Annotated in this window: 22 protein-coding genes; 13 read left to right on the forward strand and 9 right to left on the reverse strand. The window is 59.5% G+C overall.

The genetic code is table 11. The features are described from left to right. Nucleotides 1-30 precede the first annotated feature (30 nt). From phhA to ACRER8_RS20880, 6 genes are all read left to right on the forward strand, one after another. On the forward strand, nt 31-819 hold the full coding sequence (phhA, locus tag ACRER8_RS20855; RefSeq protein ID WP_431748086.1) for a phenylalanine 4-monooxygenase: 789 nt from the start codon (nt 31-33) through the stop codon (nt 817-819). 14 nt (nt 820-833) lie between these two features. After that, a complete protein-coding gene (locus tag ACRER8_RS20860) occupies nt 834-1,190 on the forward strand; it encodes a 4a-hydroxytetrahydrobiopterin dehydratase (protein WP_431748087.1) in 357 nt (118 codons plus the stop codon). After that, complete coding sequence (locus ACRER8_RS20865) at nt 1,191-2,387, forward strand: amino acid aminotransferase (protein WP_431748088.1); 1,197 nt, start codon at nt 1,191-1,193, stop codon at nt 2,385-2,387. 277 nt (nt 2,388-2,664) lie between these two features. After that, nucleotides 2,665-2,802 carry a hypothetical protein gene (locus ACRER8_RS20870; RefSeq protein ID WP_199885010.1) on the forward strand — a complete coding sequence of 46 codons (138 nt, stop codon included), beginning with the start codon at nt 2,665-2,667 and terminating at the stop codon, nt 2,800-2,802. 80 nt (nt 2,803-2,882) lie between these two features. Then, nucleotides 2,883-3,062 carry a hypothetical protein gene (locus ACRER8_RS20875; protein ID WP_120126978.1) on the forward strand — a complete coding sequence of 60 codons (180 nt, stop codon included), beginning with the start codon at nt 2,883-2,885 and terminating at the stop codon, nt 3,060-3,062. A gap of 173 nt (nt 3,063-3,235) precedes the next feature. Beyond that, the gene (locus ACRER8_RS20880; protein ID WP_431748089.1) at nt 3,236-4,465 is read left to right on the forward strand and encodes an MFS transporter; all 1,230 of its coding nucleotides are present in this window, start codon (nt 3,236-3,238) and stop codon (nt 4,463-4,465) included. A gap of 135 nt (nt 4,466-4,600) precedes the next feature. On the opposite strand, the gene arfB is transcribed toward ACRER8_RS20880, so the two are convergent. From arfB to ACRER8_RS20920, 8 genes are all read right to left on the reverse strand, one after another. Beyond that, nucleotides 4,601-5,014, reverse strand: a complete 414-nt coding sequence (gene arfB / locus ACRER8_RS20885; RefSeq protein WP_431748090.1) for an alternative ribosome rescue aminoacyl-tRNA hydrolase ArfB — start codon at nt 5,012-5,014, stop codon at nt 4,601-4,603. A 199-nt stretch (nt 5,015-5,213) separates the two neighbouring features. Then, a complete protein-coding gene (locus ACRER8_RS20890; RefSeq protein WP_431748091.1) occupies nt 5,214-6,638 on the reverse strand; it encodes an amino acid permease in 1,425 nt (474 codons plus the stop codon). A 432-nt stretch (nt 6,639-7,070) separates the two neighbouring features. After that, the gene (rluB, locus tag ACRER8_RS20895; RefSeq protein ID WP_431748092.1) at nt 7,071-8,273 is read right to left on the reverse strand and encodes a 23S rRNA pseudouridine(2605) synthase RluB; all 1,203 of its coding nucleotides are present in this window, start codon (nt 8,271-8,273) and stop codon (nt 7,071-7,073) included. 208 nt (nt 8,274-8,481) lie between these two features. After that, the gene (locus tag ACRER8_RS20900) at nt 8,482-8,670 is read right to left on the reverse strand and encodes a DUF1289 domain-containing protein (RefSeq protein WP_431748093.1); all 189 of its coding nucleotides are present in this window, start codon (nt 8,668-8,670) and stop codon (nt 8,482-8,484) included. A 176-nt stretch (nt 8,671-8,846) separates the two neighbouring features. Beyond that, a complete protein-coding gene (gene scpB / locus ACRER8_RS20905; RefSeq protein ID WP_431748094.1) occupies nt 8,847-9,638 on the reverse strand; it encodes an SMC-Scp complex subunit ScpB in 792 nt (263 codons plus the stop codon). Nucleotides 9,639-9,655: 17 nt separating this feature from the next. Continuing rightward, a complete protein-coding gene (locus ACRER8_RS20910) occupies nt 9,656-10,354 on the reverse strand; it encodes a segregation and condensation protein A (protein WP_431748115.1) in 699 nt (232 codons plus the stop codon). 116 nt (nt 10,355-10,470) lie between these two features. Next, nucleotides 10,471-11,103 carry an L-threonylcarbamoyladenylate synthase gene (locus ACRER8_RS20915; protein WP_431748095.1) on the reverse strand — a complete coding sequence of 211 codons (633 nt, stop codon included), beginning with the start codon at nt 11,101-11,103 and terminating at the stop codon, nt 10,471-10,473. A gap of 13 nt (nt 11,104-11,116) precedes the next feature. Next, on the reverse strand, nt 11,117-11,977 hold the full coding sequence (locus ACRER8_RS20920; protein ID WP_431748096.1) for a PHP domain-containing protein: 861 nt from the start codon (nt 11,975-11,977) through the stop codon (nt 11,117-11,119). A gap of 65 nt (nt 11,978-12,042) precedes the next feature. Here ACRER8_RS20920 and ACRER8_RS20925 point away from each other — a divergent pair, with 65 nt between their 5' ends. The 6 genes from ACRER8_RS20925 (at nt 12,043) to ACRER8_RS20950 (ending at nt 16,361) form a co-directional block, all read left to right on the forward strand. Continuing rightward, on the forward strand, nt 12,043-12,651 hold the full coding sequence (locus tag ACRER8_RS20925) for a septation protein A (protein WP_431748097.1): 609 nt from the start codon (nt 12,043-12,045) through the stop codon (nt 12,649-12,651). Nucleotide 12,652: 1 nt separating this feature from the next. Then, nucleotides 12,653-12,952, forward strand: coding sequence for a YciI family protein (locus tag ACRER8_RS20930; RefSeq protein ID WP_431748098.1), 300 nt, complete (start codon nt 12,653-12,655; stop codon nt 12,950-12,952). A 151-nt stretch (nt 12,953-13,103) separates the two neighbouring features. Continuing rightward, on the forward strand, nt 13,104-13,523 hold the full coding sequence (locus ACRER8_RS20935; RefSeq protein WP_431748099.1) for a translation initiation factor 2: 420 nt from the start codon (nt 13,104-13,106) through the stop codon (nt 13,521-13,523). A gap of 7 nt (nt 13,524-13,530) precedes the next feature. Beyond that, nucleotides 13,531-14,208 carry a response regulator transcription factor gene (locus ACRER8_RS20940; protein WP_431748100.1) on the forward strand — a complete coding sequence of 226 codons (678 nt, stop codon included), beginning with the start codon at nt 13,531-13,533 and terminating at the stop codon, nt 14,206-14,208. Between the two features lie 264 nt (nt 14,209-14,472). Continuing rightward, the gene (locus ACRER8_RS20945; protein ID WP_431748101.1) at nt 14,473-14,916 is read left to right on the forward strand and encodes an LTXXQ domain protein; all 444 of its coding nucleotides are present in this window, start codon (nt 14,473-14,475) and stop codon (nt 14,914-14,916) included. Nucleotides 14,917-15,032: 116 nt separating this feature from the next. Then, entirely contained in the window at nt 15,033-16,361 is a 1,329-nt protein-coding gene (locus ACRER8_RS20950) for a sensor histidine kinase (protein WP_431748102.1), read from the forward strand. Nucleotides 16,362-16,474: 113 nt separating this feature from the next. Here ACRER8_RS20950 and ACRER8_RS20955 read toward each other — a convergent pair whose 3' ends face one another. After that, nucleotides 16,475-17,035, reverse strand: coding sequence for a nitroreductase family protein (locus ACRER8_RS20955; RefSeq protein WP_431748103.1), 561 nt, complete (start codon nt 17,033-17,035; stop codon nt 16,475-16,477). Between the two features lie 174 nt (nt 17,036-17,209). On the opposite strand from ACRER8_RS20955, the gene ACRER8_RS20960 reads away from it, so the two are divergent. Further along, nucleotides 17,210-18,664 (forward strand): TrkH family potassium uptake protein, encoded by a 1,455-nt coding sequence (locus ACRER8_RS20960; protein WP_431748104.1) that lies wholly within the window; start codon nt 17,210-17,212, stop codon nt 18,662-18,664. Nucleotides 18,665-18,774: the final 110 nt, after the last annotated feature.

Genomic DNA, 18,774 nt, shown 5'->3' on the forward strand with positions numbered 1-18,774 from the left:
AGATAAAAACAAGCCATTCAGGAGAGCAGCATGAGTACGCAGTATGTCGCCCACGAACCGGACGCCACTGGCTTCATCGATTACCCCGACGGTGAACACGAGGTGTGGAATACCTTGATTACGCGCCAGTTGAAAGTGATCGAAGGCCGCGCCTGCCAGGAATACCTGGACGGTATAGAGCAACTGAAACTGCCCCACGATCGAATCCCACAGCTGGACGAGATAAATCATGTACTGGGGGCCACGACGGGTTGGCAGGTCGCACGGGTTCCGGCGCTTATCCCCTTTCAGACCTTTTTCGAATTGCTGGCCAGCAAGCGATTTCCCGTGGCCACCTTTATCCGCACCCAAGAAGAGCTGGACTACCTGCAAGAGCCCGACATTTTTCACGAAGTCTTCGGACATTGCCCGCTACTGACGAATCCCTGGTTTGCAGAATTTACCCACACCTACGGCAAGCTTGGTCTGGCAGCCAGTAAAGAGCAGCGCGTGTATCTTGCCCGCCTTTACTGGATGACCATTGAGTTTGGGCTGGTGGAAACCGCGCAGGGTCGCAAGATCTATGGCGGGGGCATTCTTTCTTCACCCAAAGAGACCGTTTACAGCCTGTCGTCAACACCGGAACATCAGGCGTTCGACCCGATAGAGGCCATGCGTACGCCATACCGCATCGACATTTTGCAGCCGCTGTACTTTGTGCTGCCGGACCTCAAACGTCTGTTCGACCTCGCTCATGAAGACATCATGGGCATGGTCCAGACCGCGACACAGCTGGGCCTGCACGCGCCGCGCTTTCCCCCTAAAACAAAAGCAGCCTGAATAAGGACACCGTTATGACATCTTTAAATCAAGCCCACTGCGAAGCCTGCCGCGCCGATGCCCCACAAGTCAGCGAGGCCGAATTGCCGGAACTGCTGCGTCAGATCCCGGACTGGAACATCGAAGTCCGTGATGGCGTAATGCAGCTGGAAAAGGTCTTCATGTTCAAGAATTTCAAATTTGCGCTGGCGTTTACCAACGCGGTCGGCGAAATTGCCGAAGCCGAAGGTCACCATCCGGGTCTTCTGACCGAATGGGGCAAAGTGACCGTGACCTGGTGGAGCCATTCCATCAAAGGGCTGCACCGCAACGACTTCATCATGGCTGCCCGCACCGACGAGGTGGCCAAAGGCGCCGAGGGCCGTAAGTAAATGCATTTTTCACAGATTCAGCGCGTACCGGACGATCCGATCCTGGGCTTGATTCAGGCCTATGCCAAAGACCCGAACCCGAACAAGTTCGATCTGGGCGTGGGCGTATACAAGGACGCGCAGGGCCTGACCACCATTCCGCGCGCGGTCAAGCTGGCCGAGCAGCGCCTGGTGGATTCGCAGCCGACCAAGACCTACATCGGCGGGCATGGCGAACCACGTTTCGGCACGCTGATCTGTGATCTGGTGATGGGCGCCGATTCACCGCTGATCGCCAATAGTCGCGTGGGTGCTACTCAAACTCCGGGCGGCACCGGGGCCCTGCGTCTGAGCGCGGATTTCATCGCCAATTGCCTGCCGGGCAAAGGCATCTGGCTGAGCGATCCGACCTGGCCGATCCACGAAACCATCTATGCCGCCGCGGGGTTGAAGGTGAATCACTACCCTTACGTGGGCAGTGACAACAGACTCAACGTCCCGGCGATGCTGGAAACGCTGAACACCGTGCCGGAAGGCGATGTGGTGTTGCTCCACGCCTGCTGCCACAACCCGACCGGTTTCGATCTGAGCCACGATGATTGGCAGGCAGTGTTGAAAATCGTCAAACGCCGCAACCTGCTGCCGCTGATCGACTTCGCTTATCAGGGTTTCGGTGACGGCCTGGAGGAAGACGCATGGGCCGTTCGCCTGTTCGCCAGCGAGTTGCCGGAATTGCTGATCACCAGCTCATGCTCGAAGAACTTCGGCCTGTACCGCGAACGCACCGGCGCGCTGCTGGTGTGTGCCGACAACAGCGAGAAGCTCGCGGATGTGCGCAGCCAATTGTCGGCGACGGCCCGTAACCTTTGGTCAAACCCGCCGGATCACGGTGCGGCGGTGGTGGCGGAAATCCTCGGCGATCCCGAGCTCAAAGCCCTGTGGGCCGATGAAGTAGAAGAAATGCGCAGCCGCATTGCGCAACTGCGCAAGGGGCTGGTCGAAGCGCTGACACCGCTGGGTCTGGGCGAACGCTTCGCGCACATCGGCGTGCAACGCGGCATGTTCTCCTACACCGGCATGAACGACGATCAGGTGGCACGCCTGCGCAACGAGCACAGCGTGTACATGGTCGCTGCCGGGCGGGCCAATGTGGCGGGTATTGACGCTACGCGGCTGGATGCATTGGCGGCAGCGTTTGCGGCGGTCTGTAGGGATTGATGGTCGCCTGAGTCCTGCTACACCTCACATTTGTAGGAGCCGGCTCGCCGGCGAGTGCGTTGCGTCCGACAACATCGTTGTCACAGATCCACGGTATTCGCCAGCAAGCCGGCTCCTACAGATTCGGTGTTATCCGGGTCTTGGTTGCAGGACTCAATCGCCACTACATGACCAACGGCCATCAATAAAAAGTCTGCTTGTCATTTGTTGTGCTGTATCCTCCCCTGGCGTTTTTTGGACGCGCTGTTCAAACCAGCATCTTGTGAGGAGCGACGATATGCATGAAATCCCAAACTTCCCCTTCCCAAGCCAAACCCAGCAAAGCGCAGCAGCCCGTCAGGAACTCGGTCAGCCGATCGAGATGAAAGCCGGTGCAAAAGATGGTGATAGCAAGAAAGCCCAAGGCCAACGCTGAAGGCTGATTTTCAGCCCCTATGCAAGAGCGTCTTTGAGGCGTACTTCCATAAGGGCTGAAATGTTCCGAGATCCGAATCCATGACCGAATTCACCGAAACCCAGGCTCAAGCCTTGATTGGCACGGCCGAGAAGATGATCGAAATCTGGGCCCGTCTGAGCCCCGAAAAACAACAGGCATTACTGGCGCGCTTCGGCACCCAGGAAAATGCCCTCGCCGCTCTGGTCACGACGCAGCTCGTGGCACCCGCCGCCGAATAAGCAAACGACTCGCCGGCAAATCCGCGTTCGGTTCAACGCAGATTCAACCTTCGGCTGCCATGATCGGGAATGCGCCGTTATCATGTGTGGCATCGCTTGGCTTTCAAGCGTCTACGCTTCATTCAATATTTGCCCCGCAGCACCTCCTCAGCCGTAATCGTGGATTGACTCCCATGCCAGACGCTTCGAGCGCCGCAACTCAACGTCCCACCGAACAAAAACCGATGGCCGTGACCCTTCAGGTCGTTTCCATTGTCCTGTTCACGTTCATTGGTTATCTGAACATCGGCATCCCCCTGGCCGTGTTGCCAGGTTATGTGCACACCGACCTGGGCTTCGGCGCAGTGGCGGCGGGCCTGGTGATCAGCATTCAATACCTGGCTACCCTGCTCAGCCGCCCATATGCCGCGCGCATCATCGATACCAAAGGGCCCAAGAAAGCGGTGATCATCGGGCTGTTCGGCTGCGGCCTGAGCGGCGTGTTCATGCTGTTGGCCAGCTGGCTCGATGTCTGGCCGATGGTGAGCCTGATCAGTCTGTTCGTTGGCCGTCTGGTGCTCGGCAGTGCGGAAAGTCTTGTCGGCTCAGGTGCCATCGGCTGGGGCATTGGCCGCGTGGGCGCGGCGAACACTGCCAAGGTGATTTCCTGGAACGGCATTGCCAGCTACGGCGCGCTGGCCATCGGCGCTCCGCTGGGGGTGTTGCTAGTCAATGCACTGGGACTTTGGAGCATGGGGGTGAGCATCATTCTGCTGGCGGCGCTGGGCATTTTCCTCGCCTGGAAGAAGACGCCCACACCGATCGTTCATGGCGAGCGTATGCCGTTCCTGCACGTGCTGGGTCGTGTGTTGCCGCACGGCACCAGCCTTGCTCTGGGCTCAATCGGCTTCGGCACCATCGCGACGTTCATCACTCTGTACTACGCGAGCCACACCTGGCCGAATGCGGTGCTGTGTCTGAGCCTGTTCGGCGCTTGCTTCATCGGTGCCCGACTGCTGTTCGGCAACATGATCAACCGCATCGGCGGCTTTCGCGTAGCGATCGTCTGTCTATCGGTGGAAGCGCTGGGGCTGCTGCTGTTGTGGCTGGCCCCCAATCCCGATCTGGCGCTGGCCGGTGCCGCATTAACCGGCTTTGGCTTCTCGCTGGTGTTTCCGGCGTTGGGGGTCGAGGCGGTGAATCTTGTGCCAGCATCCAGTCGCGGCGCAGCGGTGGGCGCTTATTCGCTGTTCATTGACCTGTCGCTGGGAGTCACTGGACCCGTGGCGGGCGCTGTGGCATCGGGCTTTGGCTTTGCCTCGATCTTTCTTTTCGCGGCGTTGGCATCGCTGGCTGGATTGGGATTGAGTGTGTACCTGTACAAGCAGGCGAAGGTGATGCGGGATAAGGTCGCAACTATCTGATTCGCCGAATTTGCAGGAGTCGGCCCGCTGGCGAATGAGGTGATCCAGCCGCCGATGATGTGTCTGACCCGACGCGCTTGCCAGCAGGCCGGCTCCTATAGATAGCGCGGCGCACTTTACAGATCAGCCCACATTTCAGAAATCCACCTTTCCCCGCCCCGCTTTGATCGATCCGCGCTTGGACTTTGATTCCAGTCTGCGGGTTTTCGAGCCCAGGGTCGGCTTGGTCGGACGACGCTTCTTTTCCACCTTGGCCGCGCTGACGATCAACTCGCTCAGCCGCTCCAGCGCATCGACACGATTCTGTTCCTGCGTGCGGTACTGCTGGGCCTTGATGATGACCACCCCATCGCCGGTAATTCGACTATCGCGCAGCGCCAGCAGCCGCTCCTTGTAGAACGGCGGCAAGGATGAGGCGTTGATATCGAAACGCAGATGCACCGCACTGGACACCTTGTTGACGTTCTGCCCGCCCGCCCCCTGGGCACGAATGGCGGTCAGCTCGACTTCGCTGTCTGGCAGGTGAACGTTGTTGGAGATGATCAGCATGGGGAACTCAGGTTGAAAATTAGCCGCTACGGCGGACATTACGCCCAATACTGCATGGCTGGCGAGGTGCCCTGTGGGAGCGAGTTCATTCGCGAAACGTCGGTACAGCGAAACAGAGGTATCGGATGTACTGGCCAATCGCGAATGAATTCGCTCCCACGGGTTTCAACGGTGCGCCAAATATAGGGCGCACTTACCTTTATTTAATGATCGATGTCCGCTGCGCCATCGATTCAGTCTCGGCGTGGCGCTTGTTCTTGATCACGTAGAACACCCACATCGCCACCAGCCAGACCGGAATCGCGTACACCGACACCTGTATCCCCGGAATCATCAGCATGATCGCCAGGATCAACACCACGAACGCGAGGCACAGGTAGTTGCCATACGGATACCACAGCGACTTGAACAGCGGTTGCACGCCCTTGCGCGCCATGTGCTGACGGAACTTGAGGTGCGAGTAGCTGATCATCGCCCAGTTGATCACCAACGTCGCGACCACCAGTGACATCAGCAGCTCAAGCGCGTTTTGCGGGATCAGGTAGTTGAGCAGCACGGCAATCACCGTCACAGCCGCGGACACCAGAATCGCCCGCACCGGAACCCCACGGCTGTCAACCCGCGCCAGGGATCGCGGCGCATCGCCCTGCTCTGCCATGCCGAACAGCATCCGCGCATTGCAGTAAGTGCCGCTGTTATAAACCGACAACGCCGCCGTCAGGACCACGAAGTTGAGAATGTGCGCCGCCGTGGTGCTGCCGAGCATCGAGAACACGTGCACGAACGGGCTGCCGCTGTAGGCGTCGCCGGATGCGTTCAAGTCACCCAGGAGTGCATCCCAAGGCGTCAGCGAGAGCAGCACCACCAGCGAGCCGATGTAGAAAATCAGGATGCGGTAGATCACCTGATTGATGGCTTTGGGGATGATGACTTTCGGCTGGTCGGCTTCGGCTGCCGTGAAACCGAGCATTTCCAGTCCGCCGAAGGAGAACATGATGAACGCCAGCGCCATCACCAGACCGCTTACCCCGTTCGGGAAGAAGCCGCCGTGGTTCCACAGGTTGCTCACCGACGCGTGGGGGCCGCCGTTGCCGCTGACCAGCAGATAGCTGCCCAGCGCGATCATGCCCAGAATGGCCACGACCTTGATGATCGCGAACCAGAATTCGGCCTCGCCGAAGACTTTTACGTTGGCCAGGTTGATGACGTTGATCATCACGAAGAACACTGCAGCCGACGCCCAGGCCGGGATTTCCGGCCACCAGTACTGCACGTATTTACCGACCGCGGTCAGCTCGGACATGCCCACCAGGATGTACAGCACCCAGCAGTTCCAGCCGGACAGAAAGCCCGCGAAACCGCCCCAGTATTTGTGTGCGAAATGGCTGAAAGACCCGGCGACCGGCTCTTCGACGATCATTTCGCCCAACTGGCGCATGATCATGAAGGCGATGAAGCCGCACAGGGCATAGCCGAGAATCATCGACGGACCCGCCGATTTGAGAACGCCCGCCGACCCCAGGAACAGGCCTGTGCCGATAGCGCCGCCGAGGGCGATCAGCTGGATATGACGGTTTTTGAGACCACGCTTCAAGTCTCCCGAATGGGACATGTGTTCGCTCATTGGATAGTCACCTTGTTGTTCTTGTCTGTGACGGAATCGAACCCGACGCGCTCATGACGCGGCGGAGTGAAACGGAGTGGGTAACCCCGAATTTTGTGGCGTCCATACGCCGATGAATCACAGAAAAAACGCGGCGCATTGTACACCGCAAACCGGCAGATGACCGCCAAAAAGCTGTGCATGCAGTCAAGGTTTGAATTTCGCCACGCCGCAATTCATCGAGCCAGGTGAAAGCACTGTGGGAGCGAAATCATTCGCGAAAAAGCGCCCAGTCATTGAGATGTGTTGGCTGTACTGGCCAATCGCGAATGAATTCGCGCCCGCAGAGGGGAATGCGTAATGTCGGACAAACAGGTCTAAGCCTGAAATCGACGAATTGCCGTGCAAAAAAAGCCAGTCACGAAGACTGGCGTTTTCCGTTTCAAGGTGTGATCACTCCGGCTTGCGACGACCGAAGCCCGGGCGTTGACCGGCACCGGCCGGGGCGCCGCGACGCTTGCCCGACGGGGTCTTGTCGTCCACCAGTTTGATGCCTGGACGCGTGGTCTTGGGCTTGGCCGGGCGTTTGTTCATCTCGCTCGGACGCTCTGCCACCGGCGTACCACGGCTGCTGTCGGTACGACCGCCAGCCGCTGGACGCGGAGTGCGCGCGGGACGACCGCTGTCAGCCGGCTTGCGGGCCGGACGCTCGCCATCGGCCAGACGCGGCTCGCGGGCAGGGCGTTCGGTCGGCGCGGCGTCCTTGGCCGGGCGCAGCTGACGCACGCGTTCGCCTTTGCCCAATGGACGCGAAGACTGACGTTGCAGACGCTCCAGCTTGTCCTTGGTCTTGGCGTTCATTTGCGGCATGGCGACTGGTTTCAGGCCGACTTCGGCACTGAGGATGTCGACTTCCTGCTGACTCATTTCGCGCCAGCGGCCCATTGGCAAGTCGGAGTTGAGGAACACCGGACCGAAACGCACGCGCTTCAGACGGCTGACCACCAGACCCTGGGACTCCCACAGACGACGAACTTCGCGGTTACGGCCTTCCATCACCACGCAGTGATACCAGTGGTTGAAGCCTTCACCACCCGGCGCTTGCTGGATGTCGGTGAACCGCGCGGGGCCGTCTTCGAGGATCACGCCGTTTTTCAGACGCAGGAGCATGTCGTCATCGACTTCACCGCGCACGCGCACGGCGTACTCGCGGTCCATTTCAAACGACGGGTGCATCAGGCGGTTGGCCAGTTCACCATCGGTGGTGAACATCAGCAGACCGGTGGTGTTGATGTCCAGACGACCGATGTTGATCCAGCGGCCTTCTTTCGGGCGCGGCAGGCGATCGAACACGGTCGGACGGCCTTCCGGATCGTCACGGGTGCAGATTTCACCGTCTGGCTTGTTATACATGATGACGCGGCGGACTGTTTCAGCCGCTTCTTCGCGCTTGATCACACGTCCATCGACGCTGATGGCATCGTGCAGATCGACGCGCTGACCCAGGCTTGCCTGTACGCCATTGACCTTGATCCGGCCTTCGCCGATCCAGGCTTCGACATCACGGCGCGAGCCGACGCCAATGCGCGCCAGCACCTTTTGCAGTTTTTCGCCTGCTGGGCCGATCTCTTTGTCCTGCTTGTCTTGTTCACTCATCTGGGCACCTCCCGGTGTGTCGAATCAGGGCGTGCGCGAGTGGGCACGGCCTGTTGCCCTGTCTCTGGCCAGAGCAAGTCTGCGGACCAGAAGGGCTGAAAACTGAAACCTCAGGCGAGTGTGGATCGCCAAAAGGTCGCGAATCATACGCTCATGGCGCGCGTTGCGCATCAGAGACTAGACGAAAATACCGCGTACGACGCCGGGGTTACTTCTTTTTCCGCCGACTGGAGCCTTTGAGCCTGATCAGACGCATTGCCGACTCAGCCAGGACTGACCGTTTCTCATCCTTGTCCATCTTCTTCCACGATTTGATCTCGCGCTTACTGCGACCGCAGCCGATGCAGATGTCGTCGTCGAATTTGCAGATGCTGATGCAGGGATCTTTGGTGCTCATGGGTTGGCCTGAACTCGGGTATACACCAGGGACAATCTGTGGGAGCCAATTCATTCGCGAAGAATCGTCAGGCGATGGATATGTGTCGACTGTACTGCCCTCTCGCGGATGAACCCGCTCCCACGGGATCGCTTTTCAACAAGAAATCGCAGGCCCAACGTAGATCGGCGCCGCGTTTATCGCGGATCGTCGTCATCCGCAGGCTCGTCTTCCAATTCAGACTCTTTTTCGGCCTCATCGAGCAATAAATCGTCGAAGTCGATTTTCAGCCCTTCTTCCATGGTGTCCAGCTCTGCCAGCAGGCTGCGGAAGCTGGTTTCGTCCCGTGGCGCTTCGGGCTCGGCTTCGCGATCCTGCTCCAGGCTGGCGTCGGCCAACGCCTGCAGATGCGCGGGGACCGGGGCATCGTCGAAGTCCAGCACCGGCTCTGCTTCCATTTCCCGCAGATCTGCCAGCGGCGGTAGCTCGTCGAGACTCTTCAGGTTGAAGTGGTCCAGAAACCCCTTGGTCGTGGCGAACATCGCCGGTTTGCCGGGCACGTCGCGGTAGCCGACGATGCGGATCCACTCGCGCTCCAGCAGGGTTTTGACAATGTTGCTGTTGACCGCCACCCCGCGCACATCCTCGATCTCGCCGCGAGTGATGGGCTGGCGATAGGCGATCAGAGCCATGGTTTCCAGCAAGGCGCGGGAATAGCGTTGCGGGCGTTCTTCCCACAAGCGGCCGACCCAGGGCGCGAACTTTTCGCGGATCTGCAGGCGATACCCCGAGGCGACTTCCTTTAACTCGAACGCCCGGTTGTCGCAGGATTTACCCAAAAGCGTCAGAGCTTTCTTGAACACTGCGGGCTCCGGGCGCTCGCCTTCCTCGAACAGCTCGTAAAGTCGTTCCACAGATTGGGGTTTACCAGAGGCCAGCAGGAAGGCTTCGAGCAGCGGCGCGAGTTCGCGGGGTTCGTTCAGATTCATCGATCAGCTCTTGCTCTTTATTCGGCTCGCGCGCGCACATGAATGACAGCAAAAGGTTCGTTCTGCACCAGCTCGACCAATTGCTCCTTGACCAGTTCGAGCACCGCCATGAAGGTCACGACTACGCCCAGCCGCCCTTCCTGCGCTGTGAACAGTTCGGCAAAGGGCACGAAACCGGCGCCCTTCAATCGCTCCAGCACGTCGCTCATCCGCTCGCGAGTGGACAGCGCTTCACGGCTGACCTGATGGCTTTCGAACATGTCGCCACGACGCAGCACTTCGGCCATGGAAATCAACAGTTCTTCCAGCGCCACATCCGGGAGCAGCTTGCGCACACGGGCTTCGGGGGCTTCGAGTTTCGGCACCACCACGTCACGACCGACTCTGTTCAGCGTGTCGATACCCTCTGCCGCAGCCTTGAAGCGCTCGTATTCCTGCAGACGTCGAATCAGTTCGGCGCGGGGGTCATCTTCTTCCTGTTCGGCGGCCTCCGAGCGTGGCAAAAGCATGCGAGACTTGATCTCGGCAAGCATTGCGGCCATCACCAGATATTCGGCGGCCAGTTCCAGACGCACGGTTTTCATCAGCTCGACATAGCCCATGTACTGGCGAGTGATCTCTGCCACCGGGATGTCGAGAATGTTGATGTTCTGTTTGCGGATCAGGTAAAGCAGCAGGTCCAGCGGGCCTTCGAAGGCTTCGAGAAAGACTTCCAGCGCATCCGGAGGAATGTACAGATCGAGCGGCATCTGCGTGACCGCCTGCCCGTAGACCATCGCGAAGGGCAACTCCTGTTGAGCGTCGGCCTGCCGGTCCAGTGCCTGGACTTCGGTCACTCGACTTCGACCCCGAACGGCGTCGGATCGCCACAACCGATGCGCACTATTTGCGGTTCGTCTTCGGACAGATTGACCACCGTCGAAGCCGATATTCCGCCTTCGCCACCGTCGATGATCAGGTCGACCTGATGCTCGAGAACCTGGCGCATCTCATAGGGATCGCTCATCGGGATGGTTTCGCCCGGCATGATCAGGCTGACGCTCATCAGCGGCTCACCCAGCTCTTTCAACAGCGCCTGAGCGATCGGATGCTCCGGCACTCGTAACCCGATGGTGCGCCGCTTGGGATGCAGCACCAGGCGCGGCACATCGCGGGTGGCGCCGAGAATGAATGTGTAGGGGCCGGGCGTGTGCGCCTTGAGCAGGCGAAAAGCGGCCGTGTCGACCTTGGCGAAGGTCCCCAATTGCGACAGATCGCAGCACATCAGGGTGAAGTTGTGTTTGTCATCCAGCTGGCGCAGACGGCGAATTCGGTCCACCGCTGTCTTGTCTTCCATTCGGCAACCCAGGGCGTAGGACGAATCGGTCGGGTAAACCACCAGCCCGCCCGCCTTGATGATGTCCACGGCCTGTTTGATCAGGCGCGCCTGCGGGTTTTCCGGATGGATCTGGAAAAATTGACTCACGGTATCTTCCTGTTCAGACGGCAGTAGGCTGCTCATGTTTGAATCGCCCCCAAAGTGGCGGCAGGTCCTCCGGTAACGGGCGATAGACGCCTATCTCGGACCAGGCGCCAGGCGCATGGAAATCACTGCCGGCACTGACCAGCAGACCGAACTCACGGGCCAGAATGGCCAGGCTGCCCACCTGATCGGCAGGCTGCAGGCCGTTGACCACTTCTATTGCATGGCCGCCCGCCTGAATGAAGTCGGCGACCAGCTTGCGGCGTTTGCTGCGGGTAAAGTCGTAATGCGAAGGGTGCGCCAGACTGACCCAGGCGCCCGCCGCGCGCAAGGTCGCGACGGTGTCTTGCAGGGTGGGCCAGTGTTGCTTGACATCCCCCAGCTTGCCCGCACCCAGCCATTTGCGGAACGCTTCGGCGCGATCTTTCACGAAACCTTCATTGACCAGGAAGTCTGCGAAGTGTGGTCGGGCCGGAGCATTTCCGCTGTCGCCAAGCGCCTGTTGCACCGCTCGGGCACCTTCCAGCGCTCCGGGCATACCTTTCATCGCCAATTTTCGGCTGATTTCTTCGGCGCGCAACCAGCGGCCGGTGTGCAATTGCTCAATGGCATCGAGCAAAGGCTTGGCATCGACATTAAAGCCATAACCCAGAATATGGATAGTGGCACCGCCCCAAGTGCAGGACAGCTCGATGCCGTCGATCAGTTGCATATCCAGCGCAAGCGCCGCCGCGCGGGCTTCTTCGAGACCTTCGATGGTGTCGTGGTCGGTCAGCGCGAGCACCCGCACGCCGTTCTCATAAGCCCGCGCGACGAGTGCCGCAGGCGCTAGCGCGCCGTCGGAGGCGGTACTGTGACAGTGCAGGTCGACATTCATAGGGGCGCTTTCGCAGTCATTGATGTTTGTTATTATGCCGCCACATCCAGCTTCTGGCTCTTACTGTGAAACAATTCATCGACTTCATCCCGCTTATTCTGTTTTTCATCGTCTACAAAATCAGTCCTCAAGCCGTCGACATCCTGGGCCACAGCTTCATGGTAGGCGGGATTTTCAGCGCCACGGCGGTACTGATCGCCAGCTCCATCGTGGTCTACGGCATCCTTTATATACAGCAGGGCAAGCTGGAGAAAAGCCAGTGGCTGACCCTCGCCGGTTGCCTGGTGTTCGGTAGCCTGACACTGGCCTTCCACAGCGAAACCTTCCTCAAATGGAAAGCGCCGGTGGTCAACTGGGTGTTCGCGCTGGTGTTCGCCGGCAGTCATTTCATCGGCGACCGGTTGCTGATCCAGCGCATCATGGGTCACGCGCTGAATCTTCCACAGGCGATCTGGACCAAACTAAACATCGCCTGGATCATATTCTTTCTGTTCTGCGGCGCGGCCAATCTGTATGTCGCGTTTACCTACCAGGAATTCTGGGTCGACTTCAAAGTCTTCGGCAGCCTGGGCATGACCCTGATTTTCCTGATCGGCCAAGGCCTCTTCCTGGCCCGTCATCTTCACGATGCCGATCCATCGACCCAGCCTTCAACAAAAAAGACAGAGGACTGAAATGCTCTACGCAATCGTAGCAACGGACGTCGCCAACTCGCTGGAAAAACGCCTCGAAGCGCGTCCTGCGCATCTTGAGCGCCTGACCGCGCTGAAAAACGAAGGCCGAGTCGTGCTGGCCGGCCCCATGCCTGCAGTCGACAGTAATGATCCGGGTGCCGCGGGTTTCACCGGCAGCCTGATCGTCGCCGAATTCGCATCGCTGAGCGCCGCACAGGCCTGGGCCGATGCCGATCCATACATAAAGGCCGGTGTCTACGATCACGTCGTGGTCAAGCCTTTCAAGCAAGTCCTGCCGTAACCTCGCCTCTGACCCGGTTTCGTTCAGAGGCCGGGTTCGCCCTCTGCAGCCCTGACTGCTCATTATTCGCATTGCTGTGCCGATACCCTGCCAAACGCCCAATAAAAACCGGCGCGCAGGTCAGGTGCCGCAAGAAAATTCAGGAGTTCAGATGCGTCTACGTCCGTGGTGTCTACTGGCGGTCGCGCTGGCCGTTTCGGCGATCAGTGTCGAGGTTCGAGCCGAGGAAACGAGTGATACCGTCAGCCGTGCCTTGCCATTGCCCAGCACCGCCAGCCAGTTGACCGACCTGCGTCAGCGTCTGGCCGACAGTGAGAAACAACGGGAAGAGTTGACCCGCCAACTGCACAATGCCGACACTGAACGTGAAAGTATTCTGGTGGGACGCCTGCGTCAGGAGAACCAAAGGCTTAAACTGCAGCTCAAAGAAGCGCAGTCGGTCATGCCTGCGCGCGTACTGACCGAGCAACAACAATGGTTCGTCACAGGGGGCGGCGTCGCGATGGTGGCCCTGTTGTGCGGTATTTTTGCCAGCGGCTGGCGTAGACAGCGTCGGCAATGGCTAAATTGAGTGAGTCATGAGCGAGCTGTTACTTATTGATGATGACCAGGAGCTGTGTGAGCTCCTGAGCAGCTGGTTGAGCCAGGAAGGTTTTGTGGTGCAGGCCTGCCACGATGGCCAGAGCGCTCGCAAGGCGCTTGCCGAAACCGCCCCTGCCGCCGTGGTACTGGACGTGATGCTGCCCGACGGCAGCGGTCTGGAACTGCTCAAGCAGTTGCGCACCGATCACCCCGACTTGCCGGTGCTGATGCTCTCGGCCCGTGGCGAGCCGCTGGATCGCATTCTCGGTCTGGAGTTGGGTGCTGACGACTACCTGGCCAAGCCCTGCGATCCCCGCGAACTGACGGCCCGGTTGCGCGCCGTGTTGCGTCGCAGCCATCCGACGGCGGTGTCCAGCCAGATCGAACTGGGCGACTTGTGTTTCAGCCCGGCCCGAGGCGTGGTCACCATCGACGATCAGGAATTCACCCTGACCGTTTCCGAGGCACGTCTGCTCGAAGCCCTGCTGGGTCAACCCGGCGAGCCTCTGGAAAAGCAGGAACTGGCGCAATTGGCGTTGGGCCGCAAGCTGACGCTTTATGATCGCAGCCTGGACATGCACGTCAGTAACCTGCGCAAGAAGATCGGGCCGCATGCCGATGGCCGGCCGCGAATCGTAGCGTTGCGTAGTCGTGGGTACTATTACGCGGTTTGAAAGACAACGTAAATTCAACTGTGGGGAGCGAATTCATTCGCCAGAGGAAGGTACATGCGACACATCTCTGCTGCATAGACGATTGCTTCGCGAATGAATCCGCTCCCACGGCGTGAGTGTTGCCCCTGTTTGAATACTTGATTGTCAGCCGCGTAGCGCGCCGCCTTTACCCAAGCTTTACGCACGCCTGACCTCGCTTGACCTTGATCTCCCTAAACTGGCCACAACCGGCACAGAGCCGGATTCGAGACAAGGAGATACACCATGCGTAAGACTCTGATGGCTTTGATGTTCGCTGCTGCCCTGCCGACTGTTGCGATGGCTGCACCTGCCGAAGGCGGCCACATGGGTGGTCCTGGCGGTCCTGGCTTTGACGGTCCTGGCATGCATCACCGCAAAGGCCCGTTCGACAAGCTGAACCTGACTCCGGAACAACGTCAGCAAGTCGGCAAACTGATGGGCGATCAATGGCGTGGTCGTTCCGAAATCACCCATAAGTACCTGGCCAAGCTTTCGCCAGCCGATCAGAAAGCCATGCAGGATGAACTGGCCGCCAAACACGCGAAAACCCAGGCCGATATCCGAGCGATGCTGACCCCTGATCAGCAGAAGACGTTCGACCAGATCCAGAAGGATCAGGCACAACGTCGTGCTGACCGCGCCGAGTTCGAAGCCTGGAAGGCGCAAAAAGCGCAAAAAGCTCAGTAAGTCAGTAACAGGCGACTGACACGGCGCTACACTCCCCGACCCGACACGCTCTCCCAGGCGTGTCGGGTTTTTCTGATTTTGAAGGGCCTGATTGACGGCCGGATTGAGGGCTTCACGTGCGTTCATTGTTCTGGCGAATCCTGGCGAGCTTCTGGCTCGCGATCGCGTTGGTGGCAGGTCTCTCGATTCTGCTGGGGCACATGCTCAATCAGGACGCGTGGATCCTCAGTCGCCATCCCGGCTTGCACAATTTGCCGCAAAAGTGGACGCAGCTTTACGAGAATCAGGGCGAAGGTCCGGCGCAGGAGTTTCTGCAGGATCTCAAGCGCAAATACCACATCGATGTCCAGGTCCTGAACGACAGCGGCGAGGCGGTGATTCCCGGAACCTTCCCCCCGCGCGCGGCTGCGTTCGAGGCGCGGCAGAAGGACGATCCTCGACAGTTGCCTTGGCGCCGTCTGACCGCTGAATACACCAGCCCGAAAAGCAGCGAAACCTATCTGCTCATTTACCGTATTCCCCATCCTGAACTGGACGCCTGGCATCGGGAAAGTCTGCTCTGGCCGCTCAGTGCATTGGGGATCGCGCTGGTGGTATTGACGCTGTTCAGCCTGTTGGTGACCCTGTCGATCACCCGTCCCTTGAGTCGTCTGCGGGGCGCGGTACACGACCTGGGCCAAACCACTTATCAACAGAACAGCTTGGCGCAACTGGCCAATCGACGCGACGAGTTTGGGGTGCTGGCCAACGACTTCAACCGTATGGGCGCGCGTCTACAGAGCCTGATCGGAAGCCAGCGCCAATTGCTGCGCGACGTATCCCACGAATTGCGTTCGCCCTTGGCGCGGCTGCGTATCGCACTGGCTTTGGCCGAGCGGGCAGCCCCTGGGGAGCGTGAAAAACTCTGGCCGCGACTCACTCGCGAGTGCGACCGGCTGGAAGAGTTGATCAGCGAGATTCTGGCGCTGGCCCGACTGGATGCCGACATGGGCAGCGCTACGCCGATTGACTTGCCGGGTCTGCTGCATCACCTCAAGGCGGAAACCGAGATGGGTGGCACCGAGCAGACCATCGAGGTCGAGTGTGAACCAGGCATTCAACTGCAAGGCTGGCCGAATGTGCTGGAGCGCGCGCTGGATAACCTGCTGCGCAACGCCCTACGCTTCAATCCGGCGGGGCAGCCGATCGAACTCAACGCGCGCTGCGAAGGGGGCGACCTGTTCGTCAGCGTGCGCGATCATGGTCCCGGTGTCAGCGCGGAGCATCTTGCGCAGTTGGGTGAACCCTTCTACCGCGCGCCGAACCAGACCGCGCCGGGTTACGGCCTGGGCCTGGCCATCGCCAAGCGCGCTGCGGAAAAGCATGGCGGGCACCTGCTGCTGGAGAATCATCCACAAGGCGGGTTCATTGCCAGCATTGTGATCCCGCGCGAAATCACCGCCTGACCTGCAACTATTGTAGGAACCGGCTTGCTGGCGAATGCGGTGAGGCAGTTACAAATACGGTGCCTGATACCTCCGCTTCGCCAGCCGGCTCCTACAGTCGATCGTGGTACAGCTTAGCCTTGCCAACCACTGACAAACTCCGCGACATCCGGCTTGGCAGCCTCGCGCGGTGGATTCTGCGGCGTACCCAGGTACAGAAACGCAATCACCTCCTCATCCGCCGCCAGGCCCAAGCCCTTGGCCAAATGGCTCGAATACGATAGCTCACCCGTACGCCACACCGCGCCAACGCCCAATGCATACGCCGCCAGCAGCACGCCATAAGCCGCGCACCCTGCGGTGATGACCTGTTCTTTCTTCGGCACCTTGAAGTGATCGGTCAGCCTGGCGATGACCACCACCACCAGCGGCGCACGCAATGGGCCAAGACGCGCTTTCTCCAGCGCCTTCTGATCCGCCCCGCCACCGCTTTCGATCAGCGCTTGGGCCAGCAGATCACCCATCCGATTACGCGCGTCACCTTCCACGGTCAGAAAACGATAGGGCCGCAAGGCGCCATGATCGGGCGCACGCAGGGCCGCGCCGAAGAGGATTTCGCGCTGTGCTGCATCTGGCGCGGGCTCAATCAGCCGAGGAACGGATACGCGATTGAGCAGTACGTCGAGCGCTTCCATTGAAAGGTCTCCTGAAAATTGATGAGGCATTGTAGTGCCGTAAACGTCTTCTTGAACTTCAATAACGGGTGACAGCAGCAATTACTTACATGACACCCGGAAAAGGCCTCGGTTTACTTGCCTTTCCCCACGGGTAGAATGGGCGCCTTTCCACCACCTGATCAGAGCGACTGAATGGCGTTGCCGACTCTCCGCATCATCGGTTTCATTATCGGCACCTTCCTCATCACCCTGGCCATCGCCATGGTCGTGCCCATGGTCACGCTGATGATCTTCGACCGCACCGGCGATATGCCGTCGTTTCTCTGGTCGAGCATGATCACTTTCATCGCAGGACTGGCGCTGGTGGGTCAGGGCCGTCCGGAGCACGTGCATCTGCGGCCAAGGGACATGTACCTGCTGACTGTCAGCAGTTGGGTCGTGGTCTGTGTGTTCTCTGCGCTGCCGTTCCTGCTGACCCAACACATCAGCTACACCGACTCGTTCTTCGAGAGCATGTCCGGCATCACGGCCACCGGCTCCACGGTACTCAGCGGGCTGGACAAGATGTCGCCAGGTATCCTCATCTGGCGTTCACTGCTGCACTGGCTCGGCGGCATCGGCTTTATCGGCATGGCGGTGGCGATCCTGCCGCTGTTGCGTATCGGTGGGATGCGCCTGTTTCAGACCGAATCCTCGGACCGCTCGGAAAAAGTCATGCCGCGCTCGCACATGGTCGCCAAGTTCATTGTGCTGGTGTACGTCGGCTTCACGGTGCTGGGCACTGTCGCGTTCTGGTGGGCGGGCATGAGCCTGTTCGATGCGATCAATCACGCAATGTCGGCAATTTCCACAGGGGGCTTTTCCACTTCCGATCAGTCCTTGGCCAAATGGTCGCAACCGGCCGTGCACTGGGTAGCGATCGTGATGATGATCCTGGGCAGCCTGCCGTTCACCCTCTATGTTGCGACCCTGCGTGGCCATCGCCAGGCGTTGATCAGGGACCAGCAGGTGCAGGGCTTTATCGGTTTGCTCCTGGTGACCTGGCTGGTGATGACCGTCTGGTACTGGTTCACCACCAATCTGCCGTGGTACGAGGCGTTGCGGCACGTGGCGCTGAACGTCACCTCGGTTATCACCACCACCGGTTTTGCCTTGGGCGACTACAGCCTGTGGGGCAATTTCGCACTGATGTTTTTCTTTTACCTGGGCTTCATCGGCGGCTGTTCCGGCTCGACGGCAGGCGGGGTGAAAGTGTTCCGGTTTCAGGTGGCATACACCCTGCTCAAGGCCAACCTCCATCAACTGATTCACCCTCGCGCGGTGATCAAGCAGAAGTACAACGGCCATCGTCTGGATGAGGAGATCGTGCGTTCGATTCTGACCTTTTCCTTCTTCTTTACCTTCACCATCTGCCTGATCGCCCTGCTGCTTTCGTTGCTGGGGCTGGACTGGATGACCGCGCTGACCGGCGCTGCGAGTACGGTGTCAGGCGTGGGGCCGGGACTGGGTGAAACCATCGGCCCTGCGGGGAATTTCTCGACATTGCCGGATGCGGCGAAATGGATTCTCTCGGTGGGGATGCTATTGGGGCGGCTGGAAATCATCACCGTACTGGTGCTGTGCATTCCGGCGTTTTGGCGGCATTGATCAACGGGCGAACTGTTCCCTGTGGGCGCGAATTCATTCGCGATTCGGTGTAATGCCCGATGAATTTCTTTCGTATGTACCTGCCTCTGGCGAGTGAATTCGCTCCCCCA

Source organism: Pseudomonas sp., assembly GCF_050739935.1.
In the GTDB taxonomy this organism is placed as follows: Bacteria; Pseudomonadota; Gammaproteobacteria; order Pseudomonadales; family Pseudomonadaceae; genus Aquipseudomonas.